The organism is Bowdeniella nasicola (assembly GCF_900107735.1).
GTDB lineage: Bacteria > Actinomycetota > Actinomycetes > Actinomycetales > Actinomycetaceae > Bowdeniella > Bowdeniella massiliensis.
Map to the genome: position 1 here is coordinate 40,812 of NZ_FNQV01000015.1, position 17,492 is coordinate 58,303.

Sequence of the window (17,492 nt, forward strand, 5' to 3'; positions counted from 1 at the left end):
GAGGAGTACATGAGGGATCTGCGTATCCGCTATTTCGCGGGCGCGGCGCAAGCCGCCGGCACCCACGAGGCCGTCATCGCCGTGACCGAGGGCGAATCGCTCGCCGATCTCGCCGCGCGCCTCGGATTGGGAAATGACCGGCTCGCCAAGGTATTAGCGGTCTCGTCCTTCGTCGTCGACGGCGTCGTGACGACCGATCGCGCGGTCCTTGTTGGCACGGCTCAGGCGATCGATGTACTGCCGCCGTTCGCGGGCGGCTAGCGGCGAGTCCACTTAAGTTTGCACATCAACTGGAGGCGGGCAGGGGCGTCTTCGTTGATGCGATCGACGGAGATTTTCACCTCTCCGCTGTCGCGCAGCTCGTGGACATCGTTAACTAGCCAATCAGGAATCCACCCCAAGGCACTGCCATCAGAGGTCAGCAGGAGCGCTCGGGGATTGACGACGTTGTCGGGCTCTTCTTGAATCTCAAGGGGAGCGCCGACCTTAAGAGATGAGATCTCAAGTGAGGAGCGGTGGCGGATACCTGAGACAAAAAACCGGAACTCGACCATGTCGGCTGAGCGGTCGTAATCTTCGACGAGATGGAAAGTGTCGGTCGCGCGACCGCCTCCGGTGCGCGCGAGTATCTCGACTGGGGCGGCATCCTTGTTCAATCCAAGCCATCCGATGTATTCATCGAAGGAAGGACGCCGCTGGGACATCACTCGGTTCGCAAAAAACGCCGGCAAACGTTTGGAAACATACGGCTGTTCACGATTTGGAAATGGACCGAATTCAGTAAAATCGGGTACCTCGGCGACGTCCTTGTTGTATTCGAACACGTAGCTTCCATCAACGAGGGCACTGAACTTGCCGATCTCGTGGTAGCGACGGGTTTCTGGATGTTTCCAAATGAGCCGCAGTGAGGTCGCTTCGGTGGAGACTTCTGGCCGCTCATCAATCTTAGGTGCTGAGTGCATCCAACAACCTCCTCTGGTTCAGCTCCAACACGACTCTGGCAAACATACGCTGTTCATCTGACATTACATCGGCAGGGACCCCGGACATCGTGTTTGCGATGGAGTGCAAGTCCATGGCTTTTAACCGATCGACGATCGCGTCTTGAGCAAGGCCAGAAGCGTGAAAGTACGCTTCCCTCGCAAGATCAACGAGGCGGGGCTTCCCATTGAAGTAGCGATTTCCGCCCTTTTTAACCCAGGAGGAAGCCACTCTCGAATCTGAGAGCAGCTGGGCAATCCGGTGAGGAGGCTCCGAGAATCCCAGGGCATTTCCATGGTCGAAGGTCGGCGCCATCGTCGGTGTACCCTCCGTACGCACAATGATGCCCCAGTTTTGAAGATGTCTGTCGGTTCCTGCGACGAGCGCATCGAGAACTAGGTAAGCCATGAACTGATCTAGAGCGTTCCATTCGGGTAAGGTCGGGCTCGCATCGTAGGAGTGAAGCGCTGCGGCGACGTTGTCAACGGTGTACTGCGGGTTAGCGCGCTCAAGGTTCGCATCGAAGTCTTTAAGGAACTCTTCCATGATCTCGTTGCCGTGCTTCAGAGTTTCGGCCGGCCCAAGCACCGTTTTGACCACAACGCCCCGCTGATTGCGGCACCGGCCGAGGGCAACACATGCAGACGGAATCGCTAGGGCGCGTGCAACTGCGTGAACGACACACTCAGCCCAATCTTCACCACGTACGTCGCCAGGGGGATCGTCTCTGGCGAATTTAAAGAGCAGCTGTTTGTTCTCTAGCCAGAACTTTTCCTTTGAACCGAGGGACTCTTCGGTGGCATCCTCAGGGGAGTCTACGATGATGGGGGCCCACGATGCTCCGTCACAAACTGGACATTTGAAGATGGACATCGTGAATCGCGGGTACCTAGGGGCAGTTCGACCACTCGTCGGTGCCGTCGGAAAACTTCTGGAGTTTCCATATCGGCAGGCGCGCCTTGACCTCGTCGACGAGAGCAGCGAGGCAGGCGAAGGCTTCCTTGCGGTGAGATGCGGCAACGACCGCGACGAGCGCGTCGTCGCCGACGGAAAGCGCGCCGATGCGGTGGACGACGGAAAGCGCGTGGACGTCAAAGGCGTCGGACATATCGCAGGCGACGTCGCGGATGATCTGACTAGCGCTCGGGTGGGCGGAATACTCGATGGCGTCGACCGCGCGGCCATCGTCGTGATTTCGAACGGCGCCGCGGAAGGTGACGATGGCGCCGGCTGCGGGGCGGGTGGTGGCGGCTTCGAGCGCGGCGACGTCGATCGCCGACTCGGTCACGACAGCGGAAACGACGCGAGCGGACATACGATGGAGCTCCGGGAGTTGAAGGGAACGAATGAACATCACCGTACCGCTGAAACGCCCGCGCGTCCCCCTCACGCGCGATCAGAGCGAGCGATACCTGCGCACGCGGCTCGTGCCGGGGCTGGGGGAGGAGGGCCAGGAGCGGCTGCTCGCGGCGCGCGTGCTCGTCGTCGGGGCGGGTGGGCTCGGCTCGCCGGTGCTGCTCTACCTCGCGGCGGCGGGCATCGGGCACATCACGATCGCCGACGCGGACGCCGTGGAGGCAACGAACCTGCAGCGCCAAATCGTGCACTCGCGCGCGGGGGTAGGGACGGCCAAGACCGCGTCTGCGGCCGCGCGGATTCGCGGGCTCAACGCCGACGTTGAGGTGCGCGAGCGAGGATTTGTCACCGCGGCCGATGTGGCGGCTGAGGTGGCGGACCACGACCTCGTGCTGGAATGCTCCGATACCTTCGACACCAAGTTTTTGGTTGCCGATGCGTGCGCGGCGGCGGGGGTGCCACTCGTGTGGGGCACCATTGTGGCGACGACGTTCCAGGTGGGGGCGTTTTGGTCCGCGCCGCCCGCGGGCGTTCCCGCCTGTAGCCTGCGCGACCTGTATCCGGCGGCGCCGCCCGCGGGCTCGACGCCGTCCTCTGCCGAGGTCGGCGTGCTGGGGGCCGCGTGCGGCCAGGCCGGCAGTGCCATGGCAACCGAGGCGATCAAGCTCATCGCAGGCTTCGGCGAGCCGCTGCTCGGCCGAATCCTCATCGCGGACGTCGCCGCCGCGAGGTGGAATACGGTGGAGTACGTGGCCGCGGTGCGCCGCGAGAGCGCGGAGCGGGCGCGGGCCGCACAGATTTTGGCGGACGACCAGCCCGCGATGCCCGATGACGATCTAGGGGAAGGCCGACATGATCACGATTGAGGACCACCTCAGCCAGGTGCTGGCGGGGGCGCGGCCGCTGGCCACAGTGACGTTGCCGATCGCGCAGTGCCACGGGCTCGTGCTCGCGCACGATTGCGCCGCGAAGCTCGCGGTGCCGCCGTTTACTAACTCCGCGATGGACGGTTTCGCCGTCATCGCCGCCGACGTCGCACAGGCGAGCGCGGACCAGCCGGTGCGCCTGGCCGTAACCGCCGACATTCCCGCGGGCGCGGCGCCGCGCGAGCGGGTCACGCCCGGCACGGCGCAGCGCATCATGACGGGCGCGATGCTGCCCGATGGGGCGGACGCCGTCGTACCCGTCGAACTTACGAACATTCCCGCCGGCCCGCACGAGCTGCCGGCCGAGATCGAGGTCTACGAGCCCGTTGCCGCCCGCCGCCACGTGCGCAACGCGGGCGACGACGTGGCGCTCGGCGCCCAAATCGTTGCGGCCGGGACAAAGCTCTCGGCGGCCGCGCTGTCCTCACTCGTCTCCGTCGGATACGGCGAACTCGAGGTCTACCGGCGGCCGCGCGTGGCCGTCCTCGCGACGGGCGAGGAACTCGCCGAACCTGGCGAGGTGCCGGCGCCCGGGCACATCCCGGACTCGAACACGACGCTCGTACAGGGCCTGCTGCGCGAAGCGGACTGCGAGATTGCCGAGGTCGCCCGCACCGGGGACACCCCGGCCGAACTCCTCGCGGCGCTGCGCCAGGCCGCGGCGGGCGCGGACCTCGTCATCACGACGGGCGGCGTCTCGGCCGGCGCCTATGACGTCGTGAAGGAAGCCACCTCCGGCGCGGGAATCACGTTCTCCAAGGTTGCGATGCAGCCCGGCAAGCCGCAGGGGCACGGCCTCATCGAGGCCGAGGGCGGCCGCAGCGTGCCGATGCTGTGCCTGCCCGGCAACCCCGTCTCGGTGTTCGTTTCCTTCCACATGTTCGCCCGTCCCGTCCTCGCGCTGCTCGCGGGCCAGCCGATGGAGGACGCCGTCGCGATCCATCCGCGGCGGATGGCAACGACGAGCCTCGGCTGGAAGTCCCCGCCCGGCCGGCGCCAGCTCGCGCCCGTGCGGCTCAGTGAGGCCGAGCGCCCCGGCGACCTTCCAACGATCATCCCCACGCATCGCCTCGGCTCCGGCTCGCACCTCGTCGCCTCGCTGCACAAGGCCAACGCGCTGGCGATCGTGCCGGAGGAGACGGACGACGTCGGGCCGTGGGACGTGTTGGAGGTCATCGAGCTATGAACTTCACGCATCTGAACGACGCAGGCGCGGCCTACATGGTCGACGTCACCGCCAAGCAGCCGACGGTTCGCGAAGCGAGCGCCGCGGGAGAGGTGACCGCCTCGCCCGAGGTGCTGGCCGCGCTGCGCGAGGGGCGCGTGCCCAAGGGCGACGTCCTCGCCGTCGCCCGGATCGCCGGGATCGCCGCCGCCAAGCGGGTGCCCGAGCTGCTGCCACTCGCCCACACCATTGGGGTGCACGGCTGCGAGGTCGGCGTCGAACTCGCCGAGGATCGCGTCCTCGTGACCGCGACGGTGCGCACGGCCGACCGCACGGGCGTGGAGATGGAGGCGCTGACGGCCGTGACGGTGGCGGCGCTCGCGATCGTCGACATGGTCAAGGGCGTTGACCGCTCCGCCGCGATCACCAACTGCCGCGTGACACGCAAATCCGGCGGTCGCTCGGGCGATTGGGTGCGCCCCGGCGAAAGCGAGTGAACGGCCGTGCCTAGGGCGCGGCTGCACGCCATCATTCTCGGCGGAGGCACTGCCCGCCGGCTCGGGGGCGTGTCCAAACCCGACGTCAACTACCGCGGGCGACGCCTGCTCGACCACGTCCTCGACTCGCTCGGCGAGGCCGTCACCGGCCGAATCGTCGTCGTCGCGCCCGAGACCGTCGCGGTGCCGGACGGCGTCGCGCGCACTCTGGAGGAGCCGCCCTTCGGTGGGCCGGTCGCGGGCATTGCTGCGGGTCTCGCGCAGCTCGCGGCGGCGGTGCCCGCGACGCTGGATGATGACCTCGTCGCGATCCTGACGTGCGATGCGCCGGCCGCCGGTCGAGCGCTGCCTACCCTCCGCTCCGCACTCACGAGTGAGCCGAGTAGGCACGACTGTGCGATCGGGCGCGATACCGCCGGGCGCGAGCAGTACCTCCTCGGCGTCTACCGCATCGCGGCGCTACAGCGCCGCATCGAGGAGTGGGGACCGAGCGAGCTCGCGGGCGCACCGGTATGGAAGTTTATTTCCGCGCTGGATATCGCCGTCGTCGACCTACCCGCCGAGCTTACGCGTGATATCGATACCCCCGAGGACCTGCGCCCCAATTAGCCCCTGTGAATAGATCGGGCCTAACCGCGATCGAGCCAGGAGGCGGGCGGTAGCGAGGACCCAAAGGGGTTATTCATGCGGGCCTGGCAGGCCGGGCAGAATTCACCGGCGCCGGCAAACGTGGCGCCGCAGCGAGCACACCGGCTCAGCGTCAATTCTTCGAGGACCTCGACCTCGCTCTCCGAGTCCTCCTCCAAAGTGGCGTGGTGCTCGCGACTAAAAATCGCATTCCACGCAAGGGTGCCGCTGCTCGAAAGCGCTGTGACGGGGCACAGCGAGATGCACGTGCCGCAACCGATGCAGCCGCGCGCGTCGTAGGTGAGGTCGAGGCGAGCAGCTTCCTCGTGCGCGCGTGGGTGCGCGGGCGCCCGCGGAGGTTGAAGAGCGAGGACCTGGGTCGGGCAGGCCTTCACGCAGGTGCCGCAGGCGATGCAGCCGGTGGCGGCCAGGTCCAGCGCGGGGGAGGGCGCATCCCCCTCGCGGCTCCGCAGCTGCCAGATCTGCTCCACGAGCTCGGCCGTGCTGCGGGTGTGCGGGGTCTCATCTGTGGCTGCGACTCGCAGCAGAGAACGCCGCGAGCGTGGCATCGCGCGTGCATCGAGTATCTCAACGCTCCCGCGTGAGCGCACCCGCGAACGCAGCGAACGCCCAGGCTCGTCGGGCGCAACAACCTGCGGCGCCGTTGCGGGCTCCCACGCCGAGCAAATCTCAGCGATGAGTGCGGGGAGCTCGACGTCGTGGGTGAAGACGATCCGCAGGTGCGGCGTCGCCAGCAGTTCGAGCCAGGTGCGCTCATCGATCTCACGCGGACCGCCGGGAATTGCCACAGCGATCACGTCAGCACGCGGCTGCTCCGCGCGCGTTGGCGGTGTCTGCAGCGCCGACTCGTCGACGAACCAGACGTGCGTGACCTCGGCGAGCTCGCCCGCCCAGCGCGCCAGCGAGGCCAACGGCCCGCTCATAGCGCGGCGGCGGCGATCGTCTGCGCTCCGAGGCCAGCGATGCCGCGGTGGTAGTGCGTCGTGGCGGTCTCGCTAAACCGCGCGAAATATCGCGGGAGCCACTGGCCAGCGTGCTCCGCCAAAAAGGCGCCGTAGGCCGCCAAGAAGCGCTGCGCACTCTCACCGCGATCGATGCACTCCAGGGCCTCGGATAGGAGGTAGGCGAGGAATTCCGCTTCGATCGCGACGTGGTCCTCGGGAACCTTCATGAGCAGCTTGGATTGCAGGCCGAACTCGCGGTAGGCGGCCCGCACCTGCCTCGTCTCCTCGTCAAAGACGAGCCCCTCGCGCGAGCGATGGACCGATTCCCACGGCGATGGGTCGACCGGGCCCGGCCCGCTCATCAAGCGTTGGTGGGCGAGGCGCAGCTCGGATTCGGTTTCGTCCGTGGCGGCGAGTGCCGCGCTCATCCCGAGCTCGTGGCAGGCCGCCTCGAAATGCGGGCCTTTGAGCGGCCATTCGGCGAGCTGATGGGGATCGCGCAGGGCGCTGAGCGTCTGCGGGTTCAAGGTGGTGGCAAACGCTGCGGAGATGACCGTCCATGCGATGGCGCGGTCGGTAATATCGGCGGCATCGATCGCCGCGAAGTCCCGTTCCGCCGCCTCACTCATCGGCGCTCTCCACCTCGTGCGTACGGCCCGAAAGCTGCCCCAGGATGTGGCCAATGAGCGGGCCGATAATCGCCAGTGCGTCTTCCACGCCGCCCGTGGAGCCGGGCGCGTTCACGATGAGCGCGCCGCGATCCCCGCGTGCGCTGACCCCGACGAGCCCGCGGGAAAGCGTCGCGAGGGGCGTCGCGGCTAACCCCGCAAGCCGAATCTGTTGGGCGAGGCCATCGAGGCTGAGCGCAATGAAGGGCTCGGTCGCCTCTGGGGTGTTATCGCGCGGCGTGATGCCCGTGCCACCCGTCGTGACGATGACGCGGGCTCCCGCATCCAGCGCCTCTTGCAGCGCGGAGCGGATGTAGTCAATGTCGTCGGGAACGACGACGGGATGCGCGACCTCGACGCCAAACTCGGCGAGGCGGGCGAGAGCGAGTGGGCCGGAGCGGTCCTCGGCTTCACCGCGGGAACAGCGGTCGGAGACGGTGATGACGGCGCCGAGAACGGGCGCTTTCAACTTCTCTGGCACGTGCGTTTCGGTCATACCGCCACACTACGCTGGATCGCCGAAACGGCGATATTGTGGGCGCATGGCGAAAATGAGCGAAGAAGAAAAGATGGCCGTCATGCATGCGTGGCTCGACGACGTGTGCACGACCCTCGACCTGGACCGTGCCGTCCTCGACCACGTCACGCCGCAGATGCTCGATCTCATTCGCATCGTCGCCCACGGACCCTCGCGCCCGGGTGCCCCGATGACGGCCCTGCTCGTCGGCCTCGATGCCGGAATCCGCTACGGCCGCGCGGAAGCTGATGCGACAGGAGAGGGTGGCGCCGCCGATCCGAACCTGGCTCTCGCCGCGCTTATCCGCGACGACATCGACGCCGTGACCGCCCTCGTCTCCGCCCAGGAGCATGACGCCTGAGCCCCGCGCCCCGAGCACCATCGAAGCGAGCACGGGCCACGCGCTCGTCCTGCTGCACCTGCAGGCAGATGTTCCGACGTTCTTGGAAATTGCTCCGACGACGAGCACGCCGGCACGGCTGCCCGCGCCCGCCGAGGTGGAGTTCTACCCCCGCTAGAGGTCGAAGCTCTTCGCGACGCCGATGAGCACGGCCCCAATCCCGAGCGCGATCGCGCCGGCGAAAATCGCGCGGCGCTCGCGGCCGGTCTTCGGCTCCTTCAGCCAGTACAGGGCGCCAAGGGTGGAGATGACGACGCCGAGCTGGGAGAGCGGGAAGGCCGTCGCAACGCCGATGTTTTCGTTGTTCCACACGAGCTGGGCGACGGCCGAAAGCCACAGCGCCCCGAGCACCACGAAGGCGGCGAACTTTCGGCTCGCCAGGTCGGTCCGCCAAGGGCGTGGGCGTGCGCCGAGCGGATGCAGGTGATCTCCACCGAGCGCCACCGCGTGCGCGAATCGCGATCCGGGCAGCAGCATCCGCACCGGAGCATCGCCCACCCGCGCCGCGGTGAAAAGCGCGCAGCCCGTGAACATTCCGAGCGCCTGCGGCGCGATCGTCCCAAAGCCCGACACCTCGCCGACCCGCAGCATCGCCGGATACGTAATGAAGCAGGCGCTCGCGAGCAGCACCGCCGGCAGGCCGTAGCGCAACGGGATGACGGGGTAGTCGGCAGCGTCCCCGACGCGCTCGCTGCGGCGGTCTTCCCAACTGATCGCGGCCGTACCCGCCGTGATGACGATGAGCGCAAGACCGCCAAAGACCTTCGCGAGGGTGGTTGCCCATTCGCCATAGCCAATGACGCCAAACAGCGCGAGGCCCACGAGCTGGATCCCCGTCGTTAGCGGTAATGCCCGCGAGACCCCGATCGCCTTGAACGCCCACAGGATGTAGTACAGCCCGGCCGAAATCAGCAGGCCCGAGGCGTAGGCGAGCGCCGCATCCGGCAGCGAGATCTCGGGCCGAAGCACGGCGAAGACGATGGCCGACAGGGCGAGCGCCCCCGTCGACATCCCCATGAGCTGTTGGCGCAGATTGCCACCAACCCACGGCGTCAGCAGATTCGTAATGCCCCAGATCAGGGAAGGAAGTAGCGCGAGGACGAATGTCACGCCCCCATTGTAGGGAGCAACAACGGCGGCGCGGACCCAGCGCCAGTGGCCGGGCCCGCGCCGCCGGAAGCGGTCGCGCGGAGCGCTACTTCATCGCCGCGTTGCCTTCCTCCTGCGCCTTCTTCAGCGCATCGGCAACGGGAATCGTGCCGAGGAACATCTCCTTGATCGTGTCGCCAAACGCCGTCATTCCGGCATTGACCTTCGCCCCGACGGGCGCCGGCAGCGTATCGCCCTCGGCGGCCTTCTGGAACTCAGAGATGTCGACGTTCTTTTCCTTCCAGAAGTTCTCGTATTCGCTCTGCGCATCGACGACGGCCGGAATGGCCGCGCCGGAGGAGGCGAGCGCGAGCTGGCCGTCCTTGGAGGCCAGCCACTTCAGCACCTTGACGGTCGCGTCCTTGTTCTGCGTTGCCGCATTGCCAAGCGCCGCCACGGAGTGCACGACGGACTTGCGGCCCTCGGGGCCGGCGACCATCGGAGCAATGCCCCATTCGAAGTCGGCGTTCTCGCTGATCGCCGGCAGCGAGTAGGGCCCGGACTGGAAGAGCGCGAGCTTGCCCTGGACGAACAGGTCGCGAGCCAGGTCACCGTTCTGGTTGGTGTCCGCGGCGCTCGGTGCCACGTGGTGCTTGTTGACGAGGTCGACGAGGTACTGGAAAGCCGCCACGCCCTGGGGGGAATCGAAGGCGAAGTCATCGCCGTCTTCCACCTGGAACTGCGCGCCGGCCTCACCAAGGAAGTTGAGGTAGATCGCCTGCAGGTCGGCCTGCGAGTTGAAGCCGAACTGGACGCGCGAATCGGCGTTGAAGCCGTCCTCACCGGCATGCTTGCCAGCGCCGTCCTTCGTCAGCTTCTTCGCGGCATCGAGCAGCGTGTCGCCCTCGCCACCATCGGGCGCCCAGGTGAGGTTCGCCGGATCGACGCCGGCTTCCTCGACGAGCGACTTGTTGTAGAACAGCGCGATGGAGTCCCAGATCTGGGGCACGCCCCACAGCTTGCCGTCGCGCTCGTAGAGCGTCGCCGTCGATTCGATCCACGCGTCGTGATCATTGCCGACGACCTCGCCGATGTCGAGCAGGTTGCCGTTATCGGCAAGCAGCGCAAAGCTCGAGGAGTTCGTCCAGAAGATATCGGCCATGTCGCCGGACTGGATGTCGAGCGGCAGCTGCTCCCAGTACTGGCCCCACGGCACGACCTCGACGTTGACCTTGATGTCGGGATTGTGCGAGGTGAAGGCGTCGAAGGATTCCTTATAGGCCTTCGCGGCATTTTCGTCCCACAGCCGGAAGGTGACGGTCGTGGCGCCGGTGGAGCCTTCCTTCTCGGTGCTGGATGCGGTCGAGCCGCCAGAACCACCCGATCCCGGCGAGCACGCCGTGATCCCTAGTGCCAAGGCGGCGATACTTGCCGCAAAAACTCGAGAGGTACGCATCTATCAACCTTCCGTCGGGACAGTCCTTATTCGATCTTCTCCCACAACGCGCCATAAATGCGCCTCGGAACGGCAACGGTTTGACAACAATTGCGCTAGCGCAGCCCGGAAAGGCCGATCGAGCGCGTGATATGCCGCTGGAAGATAAGGAAAAGGATGATGAGCGGGGCGAGTGCCACCGTCGTCGCGGCCATGACGAGCGTCCAGTTCGATGAGTACTGGGTCTGCAGGCTCGCCGTCGCGACCGTCAGAACATTCCATTCGCGCTTGGGTGCGATGACCTTGGGCCACATGAAGTTATTCCAGTGGCTGACGACGGTAATGAGGAGCAGCGTGGCGAGGATCGGCTTGTTCATCGGCAGCATGATGTGCCACAGTCGGCGCAAGATTCCGGCGCCATCGATGCGGGCCGCGTCCATAATCTCGGTCGGCATCGAGCGAAAGTTCTCCCGCAGCAAGAGGATCGCATACGGCGAGCCGAACATGAAGGGCACGACGAGGCCCCAGAACGTGTTCTTCATGCCGGCCTGCGTCACCATGACGTACAGCGGAATGATGGTGACGACAGCGGGCACCATGAGCGTTGCCAGATACACCCAAAACAGCGCATCGCGGCCCGGGAATTTCAGCGTCGCGAACGCATAGGCCGCGAGGATGGAGGAAAACATCTGCCCGATGACCATGACGGCGACGACCTGGGCCGTCACCGCGATCGGTACGACGAAGTTGTGCGAGCCGGAAAACAGCTGCGTGAAATTCTCGAAGGTGATCGGATCGGGGGGAGTCAGCGGTGGCTGGGTGGCGAACTGCCGCGGCGTCTTGACCGCCGTCATAACGGACAGGAAGAACGGGCCAATGACGATGAGCGCGGAGCCGATGAGCATGAGGTAGGTCAGCAGGTTCGCGAGCCACGTCGCGCGGGATTTGGAATGCATCGCGATCACGTCATGTCGTAGGTGATCCGGCCGGAGAACCAGCGCTGCTGAATGAGGGTGACGATGACGAGGACGACGAAGAGGCAAAACGCCATCGCCGAGGCGTGCCCAATATTGTTCGAGACGAACGCGTCCTGATAGATGCGCGCCGCAATCACGTCGGTTGAGCCCGACGGGTAGCCCGTTGCCGAGCCCGTGAGCCCGTAGACGAGGTCGAAGACCTGGAAGGAGGAAATGACGGAGGTGACGGTGACGAAGAACGTCGTCGGCATGAGCAGCGGCAGCGTGATCGACCACAGCGTGCGGGCCGGGCCTGCCCCATCGAGCTTCGCGGCCTCGTAGACGCCGCTCGGGATCTGCTGCAATCCCGCGAGGAAGAATAGCGAGATATAGCCGACGGTGGACCACACGGATACGAACGCCACCGCGGGCAGCGCGAGGTCGGGATTACTCATCCATTCGATGCGGCGGCCCAGAATTGTATTGAGCGCCCCCGTGCTCGGATCGAAAATCCACCGCCACACGACGCCGAGCGCCAGCGGGGCACACACCCACGGCAGCACGAAAATCACGCGCAACCAGCCGGTGCCCGGCAGCTTACGGTTGATCGCGACGGCCAGCAGCAGCCCCAGGATGATCGAGGTAGGAATCGACATCAACACGAAGGTGAGCGTCACCCAGATCGAGTTGATGAGCTTGGTGTCAGAAAACAGGGACGCGTAATGATCGAGCCCTACAAAAACCGGAGGGGAGATGAGGTTCCAATTGAACAGCGACAGGATGATGATGAGGATGACGGGCACGACGAGAAAAATGCCGACCCCGATAAATGACGGGATCAGCAGGGCATAGGCCGACGCGGTTTCACGACGCCGGGCCTTGCGATAGCCGGGCCGATTTTTCGCCTCGATCGCAGCTGAACTCATGGACACTCCTTAGCTGTCCACACAATACCGTCGATAGTGGGACGCTGCACACGGCACGACGCTAGCCCGCGCGCTTAAACCACATGATCTCACCAGGCATTCCTGCCAGCGCGCAGGCCTTGCACAACAGCCCCTCGCTCGGCAGCCGCATCCGGTGGAATTCGCGCCCGCATGCGCACACGCCGCGGTACTTCGGCGGGACGCGCGGCGCATCCCGGCCGACGCTGACCGAGGCGCTGCCGCCGAGCGAGCGCGCCACGTGTTTCCAGATCGGGCCGTGCCCGGCCAAGGGTCCCGCGATCGCGTGCGCGACCTCGTGAATGACCGTGTCCTTCGCTTCGGCCTCCGAATACAGGCGCATGAGATGGCGCGAGACCGTGATCTTGTGGTGCGTGTAATTGCACAGCCCGGCTCGCCGGGTGGCGCGGTCGTAGCCGAAGGTCCAGCCCTGCAAGTCATGCTCGCGCATGAGGGTGAGGGCGAAGTCGCGAAGTTCATTCAGGTCCACGCCGCTACGCTAACCCCTTGGAGCCCAGGCCCTGCAGGTTATCCACAGCGCTGTCGTACACATGTCATCTTTCGACGTGCGGCGCGTCGCATGGTGTCTGATAATTGGAAGTACTCAAGAAAGGAATCGATATGGTCACCCTTGGTCTTATCCTTCTGATCCTCGGCCTGCTCCTGAAGGGCATGTCTATCCTCGTCACGATCGGCCTCATCCTCCTGGTGGTGGGACTGATCCTGAACCTGGTGCCGATTGGCGGCTCCACCCGCAGAGTTTGGTAGCTGCCCCCGCAGCACTCTCAAACCCCTGTCCCCTGGAGGCCTCGACGATCATCGTCGGGGCCTCCAGTGGTAAATCGCTCCCCCCTGGAAGGATGGGTGCATGGATGGTGCACGTGCTGATCGCATCGAAGCCGCTTTACGTATCACTGGGATTGCCATCATTGTGTTGGGATGGTTGCTCAGTGTTTTTGGTGCCAACGTCGATAGCATGCTCGCAGGCCACGCTCAGGGGAATAATCCCATGGGGGCCTCGGCTTTGTCGTCGATCTATTCGATCCTTGGCCCCGTTCTCAACACCGTTAATGGTGTCGTTCTGGTCGCCGCGTCTCTCGTCATTAGGGCGCTGAAACCCAGTTCGTGACCGTCGAGTGATCAGCGAGATTCGTAGTTCTACGATTAGCTTGCGGAATTCGGAGGCACTCTGGCGGCAACGAGGCCGGCAGCGATGAAGCCGACTCCAGCAGCGAACAGACTGACCGACTGAGAGATCGTGCCGGAATGCCACCAGAGGACAACCCCGATGATCAGGGCCAGGAGACCGACACCTGCGATGGCGAGTCCGCTGGAGCGATGCGAAATGTCACGAGTAGCAGGTGAGGTAGAAGCCGATCTCGTAGCATGTGCCAGAACTAGTACCAACGCGATTGTCGCCCCGACTAATGCTAGGGCCACCACGTACTCGCTATACACGAGTGCAAGGATCGCACCGAGTGCACCGGCACCTCCGACGACAAACTGGATAGGTATCACCCATCGTGGTATTGGGGTAGAAGCTGCAGATTCCATCTTTTACTCCTCTAATGCAATACCGTTAGCAATGCGAGCGTGCCCAGCTCCAAAACGCACCCTGTCCGAGTCCGACCACCGCGCCGATAAGAGTAGCGGTCACCGGGTTAGAAATCGCGACGGCCACGGCCAGTCCCCAGCCAAACTGGTTAACCAGTTCAATGAAATAGAACACGGCATTGCAGACCGGAGTATTCTTCTTGAGAGGTGCGATCCCGGACGAATCCTGGATCTGGTCCCGAGCGTATTCTTCAAGTGCTTCCGCAGCCTCGCGGAACTGCTGGGTTGTTGTGTCGAAATTCTGAGTTATCCCTGAAGGGGAAGTGACTGAGATGCTACGTCCCCCATCTAGAACGGTTGCTGTCCAGAGGCCTTCAGGAGTGGCGACATCGTATGTGTCAGGAGCAACCTCGTTGATGGGTGTCAGGGAGCTTGACAGGTTGTAGACACTGTCATTGTTCGATGTCGCATGTGCTGTGGAGCCTAGGCCCACCTACCGTCGCTGAGACTGCGCAATTGTTGGGCCCGGGCGAGGAGTCGTGGGTCAGGGGGTTGGTGGAGTTAGGCATTTGGAGCGGTGAATCTGGTGGATGTAGTCCTGTGCGAGTCGTGCGACGAATTGCGGCTCGATGAAGTACGGCATGCTGCTGTCTCGATGTGAGGGTGTGCATTTTGTGTCGGAGAGTTTGGTTGGAGGGGCGTCGTTTGATGAGATGCGCTCCCGATCTGAGTGGTATTTGGTTTGTTATGGTTTTGTGATGTGTTGTGTGGGTGTTGTGGTGGGTGGGTGTGTGGTGGGGGTGTAGGTTTGGGCTAATTCCGATGGTGGAAGGTCCCGTTGAGCGATTGGGATTGCCATGTGTGTTTGTCGCGGTCTGCGTTTTTTCTGGTTTTATTGCGTTGTTGTGGTGGCGTGTGTTGTCTCGTTGGTGGCTGTGGTGGGGGTTGTGCCGGTTGGCGGGGTGCCTTCGGGTGGGGGTGAGGTTGATGGGGCGGTGGCGTCTGTGGTGGTTGATGAGGGTGCTGAGGTGGTGGATTTTGCGGGGGCGATGGTTGCTGCTCGTGCTCGGGGGGAGCGGGTGGAGGTTTCGGGGGAGCGTACTGAGGCGTCTGAGACGTGGGTGAATCCGGATGGGACGGTTTCTGTTAGGCAGTGGGCGGCTCCGGTGCGGTTTCGTGATGGTGAGGGTGTGTGGCAGGAGATTGATACGAGGTTGGTGAAGCAGGGGGGTGTGGCTGGTCCGGTGTCGGTTCCGGGTGATGTGGTGTTGTCGTTGGGGGATTCGTCTGCGGGTTTGTCTGATGTGGTGGGGTTGTCGTCGGGTGATGGGTGGCGTGTTGCTTTTGGTTGGCAGGGGGTTGTGCCGGTTCCGGTGTTGGAGGGTTCTCGGGCGCGGTATGGGGATGTTTTTGCTGGTGTTGATTTGTTGATTGATGCGTCGCGGGATGGTTTTGAGCAGTCGTTTGAGGTGCGGGATGTGGAGTCGTTGTTGGCTGCTGGTGAGGTTGTGGGTGATGAGGTGGTGTTGCGGGTGCCGATGCGGTTGGAGGGGGTTCAGGCGCGTGAGGGTGGGCAGGGGGTGATTGAGTTTGTTGATGCTTCGGGTGAGGTGGTCTCGGTTTTGGTTGCTCCTGAGGCGTGGGATTCATCGGCGGATGATCGTGTTGGTGGGGTGGTGAGTTCGGTTCCGGTTTCGATGGGTTTTGAGGTTGTGGGTGATGGTGTTATTGAGGTGTCGTTGGGGGTTTCTTATGCGTGGGTTGTTGATGAGTCGCGGGTGTATCCGGTGGTGGTGGATCCGACGTATGCGAAGTTGTCGGTGAAGGCTGCGTTTGACACGTATGTGATGAGTGGGACGACTGCGGATCGTTCGATGCGTGAGGATGTGTTGGTGGGGGCGTGGGATGGGAGGAATGCTGCGCGGGGGTTGATGAATTTTTCGTCGTCGGCTGTGCGGGGTGTGGATGTTGTTTCTGCGCAGTTGCATGTGTTTGAGACGTGGTCGTATTCGTGTTCGGCGAGGCCGGTGCAGGTGTGGCGGGCTGGGGGTGTGGCGTCGAGTGCGTCGCGGTGGACGAATCAGCCGCCGTTGGTTGCCAAGGTGGGTGAGGTGATGTTGCAATAGCTCACTTGAGCCGCGGCAACTATGCGGAGGCTGGTGCAGCAGCTGTCGGCTTTATACCGGGAGCAAGACTAGTGGGAAAGATTGCTTCAAAGAACAATCTACTTGGAAGAGGGGCCAGAAAAATTGTTGGCTGGCAAGCAAATAGCAGGGTATTGGGGACTAAAAATCCCCGCATGTCGCAAATAAATATCAAAGGTTATCGAATCGGGTGGAGTCGAGGAGAAAAGCGAGGGCGGGTGTTACCAGTCACTTGGAGAATGGGTGATCGTGGGAGCCATAAAAACCTATTTTCCCAGCCTTCAAACGTGAAATGGTGGGATAGGAGAAAATGAAACGTATTACGATGCCTGTTCCGCCAGTATCGCAGATCCTCGAAGAATTGAATGGTGCCAGAGGTAGATATATTTACAATATATCTCGGTCTTTGGGGTTAGAGTATCCGGAACAACTATTTCAAGTGCACGTTGCTGGCGAAGAATTCTCTTTCTACTTTATCGATGAGTACTCGTTATATATTGAAGCTGGACTGTCGAACGGACTCGAAGTCTATTCAAGCGAGATTATCTTCCCGGGGGGGCGGCGTAAAAGGGCTTCTGACGAGCGGATAGCGTGGATTTTCTCCGCATGGATTTCGTTGGAGGTCCTGGTTTCAGTAGACGAAGAGGCTGACTATGAGCTAGGGATAGCCGGTCGTCCAGTTTTCTTCTCCGTTCGTCAAGCAACAAGCTATCCACATGGCGTTTCCTAGCCTTTGTGGCGGCGCCATCGTCAGCATGGGTCTACCGGCCCTATAAAGTAATCGCGGGCTAGTGACCGGAATGAGCGATCCGCTTCGAACTATCTGGTTCGTTTGATAGCGGGATCATTCCTTTATGTTGAGAATTGTTGATTTACATTCTGAGGCGTTTCCCGAATTGGCTTCACAGTAGAATAGTGGCTCATCACATTTGAGGGTGTAGAGGCGGGGTGATCACGGCGGCGCGTCGGTCCGCGGATGAGGGTCGAGGCCTCCCGAAGATGGAAGTTCTCACACTCATCATCCGGAAGACCTCGACGTGCCTCACGCTACCTTCACGCGCCCCAACCTGACCACGTTCACCCGCCTCGACGAGCTCGGCCTGGAGGTCGTCGGCCAACAGATCGAGCCGAAGCGGGCCGTGTTGGCCTGCCGGGTCGTTGAGCCGGACCAGTGGTGCCGGCGGTGCGGCTGCGAGGGAACGCCACGTGGCACCGTGGTGCGTCGTCTGGCGCACGAGCCGTTCGGCTGGCGACCCACCATCTTGCTC

Annotated in this window: 23 protein-coding genes and 1 pseudogene; 12 read left to right on the forward strand and 12 right to left on the reverse strand. The window is 63.5% G+C overall.

Features of this window, described 5'->3' with window-relative positions; translation table 11 throughout:
* Positions 1 to 9: 9 nt before the first annotated feature.
* The gene (locus BLU67_RS10665) at positions 10 to 261 is read left to right on the forward strand and encodes a MoaD/ThiS family protein (RefSeq protein ID WP_092565780.1); all 252 of its coding nucleotides are present in this window, start codon (positions 10 to 12) and stop codon (positions 259 to 261) included.
* On the opposite strand, the gene BLU67_RS10670 is transcribed toward BLU67_RS10665, so the two are convergent.
* The 3 genes from BLU67_RS10670 to BLU67_RS10680 are packed head-to-tail and all read right to left on the reverse strand — an operon-like array spanning position 258 to position 2,296.
* Entirely contained in the window at positions 258 to 962 is a 705-nt protein-coding gene (locus tag BLU67_RS10670) for an HIRAN domain-containing protein (protein ID WP_092565782.1), read from the reverse strand. The two genes, BLU67_RS10665 and BLU67_RS10670, sit on opposite strands and share 4 nt — an antisense overlap.
* On the reverse strand, positions 946 to 1,854 hold the full coding sequence (locus BLU67_RS12155; protein ID WP_143027419.1) for a HipA domain-containing protein: 909 nt from the start codon (positions 1,852 to 1,854) through the stop codon (positions 946 to 948). Before BLU67_RS12155 ends, BLU67_RS10670 begins: the two co-directional genes overlap by 17 nt.
* Before the next feature lie 16 nt (positions 1,855 to 1,870).
* The gene (locus BLU67_RS10680) at positions 1,871 to 2,296 is read right to left on the reverse strand and encodes a molybdenum cofactor biosynthesis protein MoaE (protein WP_092565786.1); all 426 of its coding nucleotides are present in this window, start codon (positions 2,294 to 2,296) and stop codon (positions 1,871 to 1,873) included.
* Between the two features lie 31 nt (positions 2,297 to 2,327).
* Between BLU67_RS10680 and BLU67_RS10685 the strand changes: the two genes are divergently transcribed.
* From BLU67_RS10685 to BLU67_RS10700, 4 genes are read left to right on the forward strand one after another with little or no spacing between them, the layout of a single operon-like run.
* Positions 2,328 to 3,203 (forward strand): HesA/MoeB/ThiF family protein, encoded by an 876-nt coding sequence (locus tag BLU67_RS10685; protein ID WP_092565788.1) that lies wholly within the window; start codon positions 2,328 to 2,330, stop codon positions 3,201 to 3,203.
* Complete coding sequence (gene glp / locus BLU67_RS10690; protein WP_092565790.1) at positions 3,190 to 4,449, forward strand: molybdopterin molybdotransferase MoeA; 1,260 nt, start codon at positions 3,190 to 3,192, stop codon at positions 4,447 to 4,449. Before BLU67_RS10685 ends, glp begins: the two co-directional genes overlap by 14 nt.
* The gene (gene moaC, locus BLU67_RS10695; RefSeq protein ID WP_092565792.1) at positions 4,446 to 4,925 is read left to right on the forward strand and encodes a cyclic pyranopterin monophosphate synthase MoaC; all 480 of its coding nucleotides are present in this window, start codon (positions 4,446 to 4,448) and stop codon (positions 4,923 to 4,925) included. The genes glp and moaC overlap by 4 nt, the downstream gene beginning before the upstream one ends.
* A 6-nt stretch (positions 4,926 to 4,931) precedes the next feature.
* A complete protein-coding gene (locus BLU67_RS10700) occupies positions 4,932 to 5,534 on the forward strand; it encodes a molybdenum cofactor guanylyltransferase (RefSeq protein ID WP_092565794.1) in 603 nt (200 codons plus the stop codon).
* 20 nt (positions 5,535 to 5,554) lie between these two features.
* Here the strand turns inward: BLU67_RS10700 and BLU67_RS10705 are convergent, their stop codons facing one another.
* The 3 genes from BLU67_RS10705 to BLU67_RS10715 are packed head-to-tail and all read right to left on the reverse strand — an operon-like array spanning position 5,555 to position 7,681.
* Positions 5,555 to 6,496: a 4Fe-4S dicluster domain-containing protein gene (locus BLU67_RS10705; RefSeq protein WP_092565796.1), complete on the reverse strand. Its 942-nt coding sequence runs from the start codon at positions 6,494 to 6,496 to the stop codon at positions 5,555 to 5,557.
* On the reverse strand, positions 6,493 to 7,146 hold the full coding sequence (locus BLU67_RS10710; protein ID WP_092565798.1) for a TorD/DmsD family molecular chaperone: 654 nt from the start codon (positions 7,144 to 7,146) through the stop codon (positions 6,493 to 6,495). Before BLU67_RS10710 ends, BLU67_RS10705 begins: the two co-directional genes overlap by 4 nt.
* A complete protein-coding gene (locus BLU67_RS10715; RefSeq protein ID WP_092565800.1) occupies positions 7,139 to 7,681 on the reverse strand; it encodes a MogA/MoaB family molybdenum cofactor biosynthesis protein in 543 nt (180 codons plus the stop codon). Before BLU67_RS10715 ends, BLU67_RS10710 begins: the two co-directional genes overlap by 8 nt.
* A 46-nt stretch (positions 7,682 to 7,727) precedes the next feature.
* Here BLU67_RS10715 and BLU67_RS12455 point away from each other — a divergent pair, with 46 nt between their 5' ends.
* Both BLU67_RS12455 and BLU67_RS12305 read left to right on the forward strand, forming a co-directional pair.
* Complete coding sequence (locus BLU67_RS12455) at positions 7,728 to 8,063, forward strand: DUF6457 domain-containing protein (protein ID WP_222842480.1); 336 nt, start codon at positions 7,728 to 7,730, stop codon at positions 8,061 to 8,063.
* Entirely contained in the window at positions 8,053 to 8,220 is a 168-nt protein-coding gene (locus tag BLU67_RS12305) for a hypothetical protein (protein ID WP_176780788.1), read from the forward strand. Before BLU67_RS12455 ends, BLU67_RS12305 begins: the two co-directional genes overlap by 11 nt.
* Here the strand turns inward: BLU67_RS12305 and BLU67_RS10725 are convergent.
* The 5 genes from BLU67_RS10725 to BLU67_RS10745 form a co-directional block, all read right to left on the reverse strand.
* The gene (locus tag BLU67_RS10725; protein WP_092565802.1) at positions 8,217 to 9,212 is read right to left on the reverse strand and encodes a GRP family sugar transporter; all 996 of its coding nucleotides are present in this window, start codon (positions 9,210 to 9,212) and stop codon (positions 8,217 to 8,219) included. The two genes, BLU67_RS12305 and BLU67_RS10725, sit on opposite strands and share 4 nt — an antisense overlap.
* An 85-nt stretch (positions 9,213 to 9,297) precedes the next feature.
* Positions 9,298 to 10,647 carry an ABC transporter substrate-binding protein gene (locus BLU67_RS10730; protein WP_092565804.1) on the reverse strand — a complete coding sequence of 450 codons (1,350 nt, stop codon included), beginning with the start codon at positions 10,645 to 10,647 and terminating at the stop codon, positions 9,298 to 9,300.
* A gap of 95 nt (positions 10,648 to 10,742) precedes the next feature.
* Entirely contained in the window at positions 10,743 to 11,582 is an 840-nt protein-coding gene (locus BLU67_RS10735; protein WP_092565822.1) for a carbohydrate ABC transporter permease, read from the reverse strand.
* A 5-nt stretch (positions 11,583 to 11,587) separates the two neighbouring features.
* Positions 11,588 to 12,508, reverse strand: a complete 921-nt coding sequence (locus tag BLU67_RS10740) for a carbohydrate ABC transporter permease (RefSeq protein WP_092565806.1) — start codon at positions 12,506 to 12,508, stop codon at positions 11,588 to 11,590.
* Between the two features lie 61 nt (positions 12,509 to 12,569).
* Positions 12,570 to 13,016 carry a SprT-like domain-containing protein gene (locus tag BLU67_RS10745; RefSeq protein ID WP_092565808.1) on the reverse strand — a complete coding sequence of 149 codons (447 nt, stop codon included), beginning with the start codon at positions 13,014 to 13,016 and terminating at the stop codon, positions 12,570 to 12,572.
* Positions 13,017 to 13,147: 131 nt separating this feature from the next.
* Here BLU67_RS10745 and BLU67_RS12310 point away from each other — a divergent pair, with 131 nt between their 5' ends.
* Positions 13,148 to 13,294, forward strand: a complete 147-nt coding sequence (locus tag BLU67_RS12310) for a hypothetical protein (protein ID WP_169829078.1) — start codon at positions 13,148 to 13,150, stop codon at positions 13,292 to 13,294.
* A gap of 100 nt (positions 13,295 to 13,394) precedes the next feature.
* Positions 13,395 to 13,655 (forward strand): hypothetical protein, encoded by a 261-nt coding sequence (locus BLU67_RS10750; protein ID WP_092565810.1) that lies wholly within the window; start codon positions 13,395 to 13,397, stop codon positions 13,653 to 13,655.
* A gap of 450 nt (positions 13,656 to 14,105) precedes the next feature.
* On the opposite strand, the gene BLU67_RS12160 is transcribed toward BLU67_RS10750, so the two are convergent.
* Positions 14,106 to 14,573: a hypothetical protein gene (locus BLU67_RS12160; protein ID WP_143027420.1), complete on the reverse strand. Its 468-nt coding sequence runs from the start codon at positions 14,571 to 14,573 to the stop codon at positions 14,106 to 14,108.
* A gap of 697 nt (positions 14,574 to 15,270) precedes the next feature.
* Between BLU67_RS12160 and BLU67_RS10755 the strand changes: the two genes are divergently transcribed.
* The 3 genes and pseudogenes from BLU67_RS10755 to BLU67_RS10760 form a co-directional block, all read left to right on the forward strand.
* Positions 15,271 to 16,206 (forward strand): hypothetical protein, encoded by a 936-nt coding sequence (locus BLU67_RS10755; RefSeq protein WP_143027421.1) that lies wholly within the window; start codon positions 15,271 to 15,273, stop codon positions 16,204 to 16,206.
* 328 nt (positions 16,207 to 16,534) lie between these two features.
* Positions 16,535 to 16,954 carry a hypothetical protein gene (locus BLU67_RS12165; protein ID WP_143027422.1) on the forward strand — a complete coding sequence of 140 codons (420 nt, stop codon included), beginning with the start codon at positions 16,535 to 16,537 and terminating at the stop codon, positions 16,952 to 16,954.
* A 307-nt stretch (positions 16,955 to 17,261) separates the two neighbouring features.
* Positions 17,262 to 17,492 (forward strand): annotated as a pseudogene (locus BLU67_RS10760) (ISL3 family transposase); the annotation flags it as partial.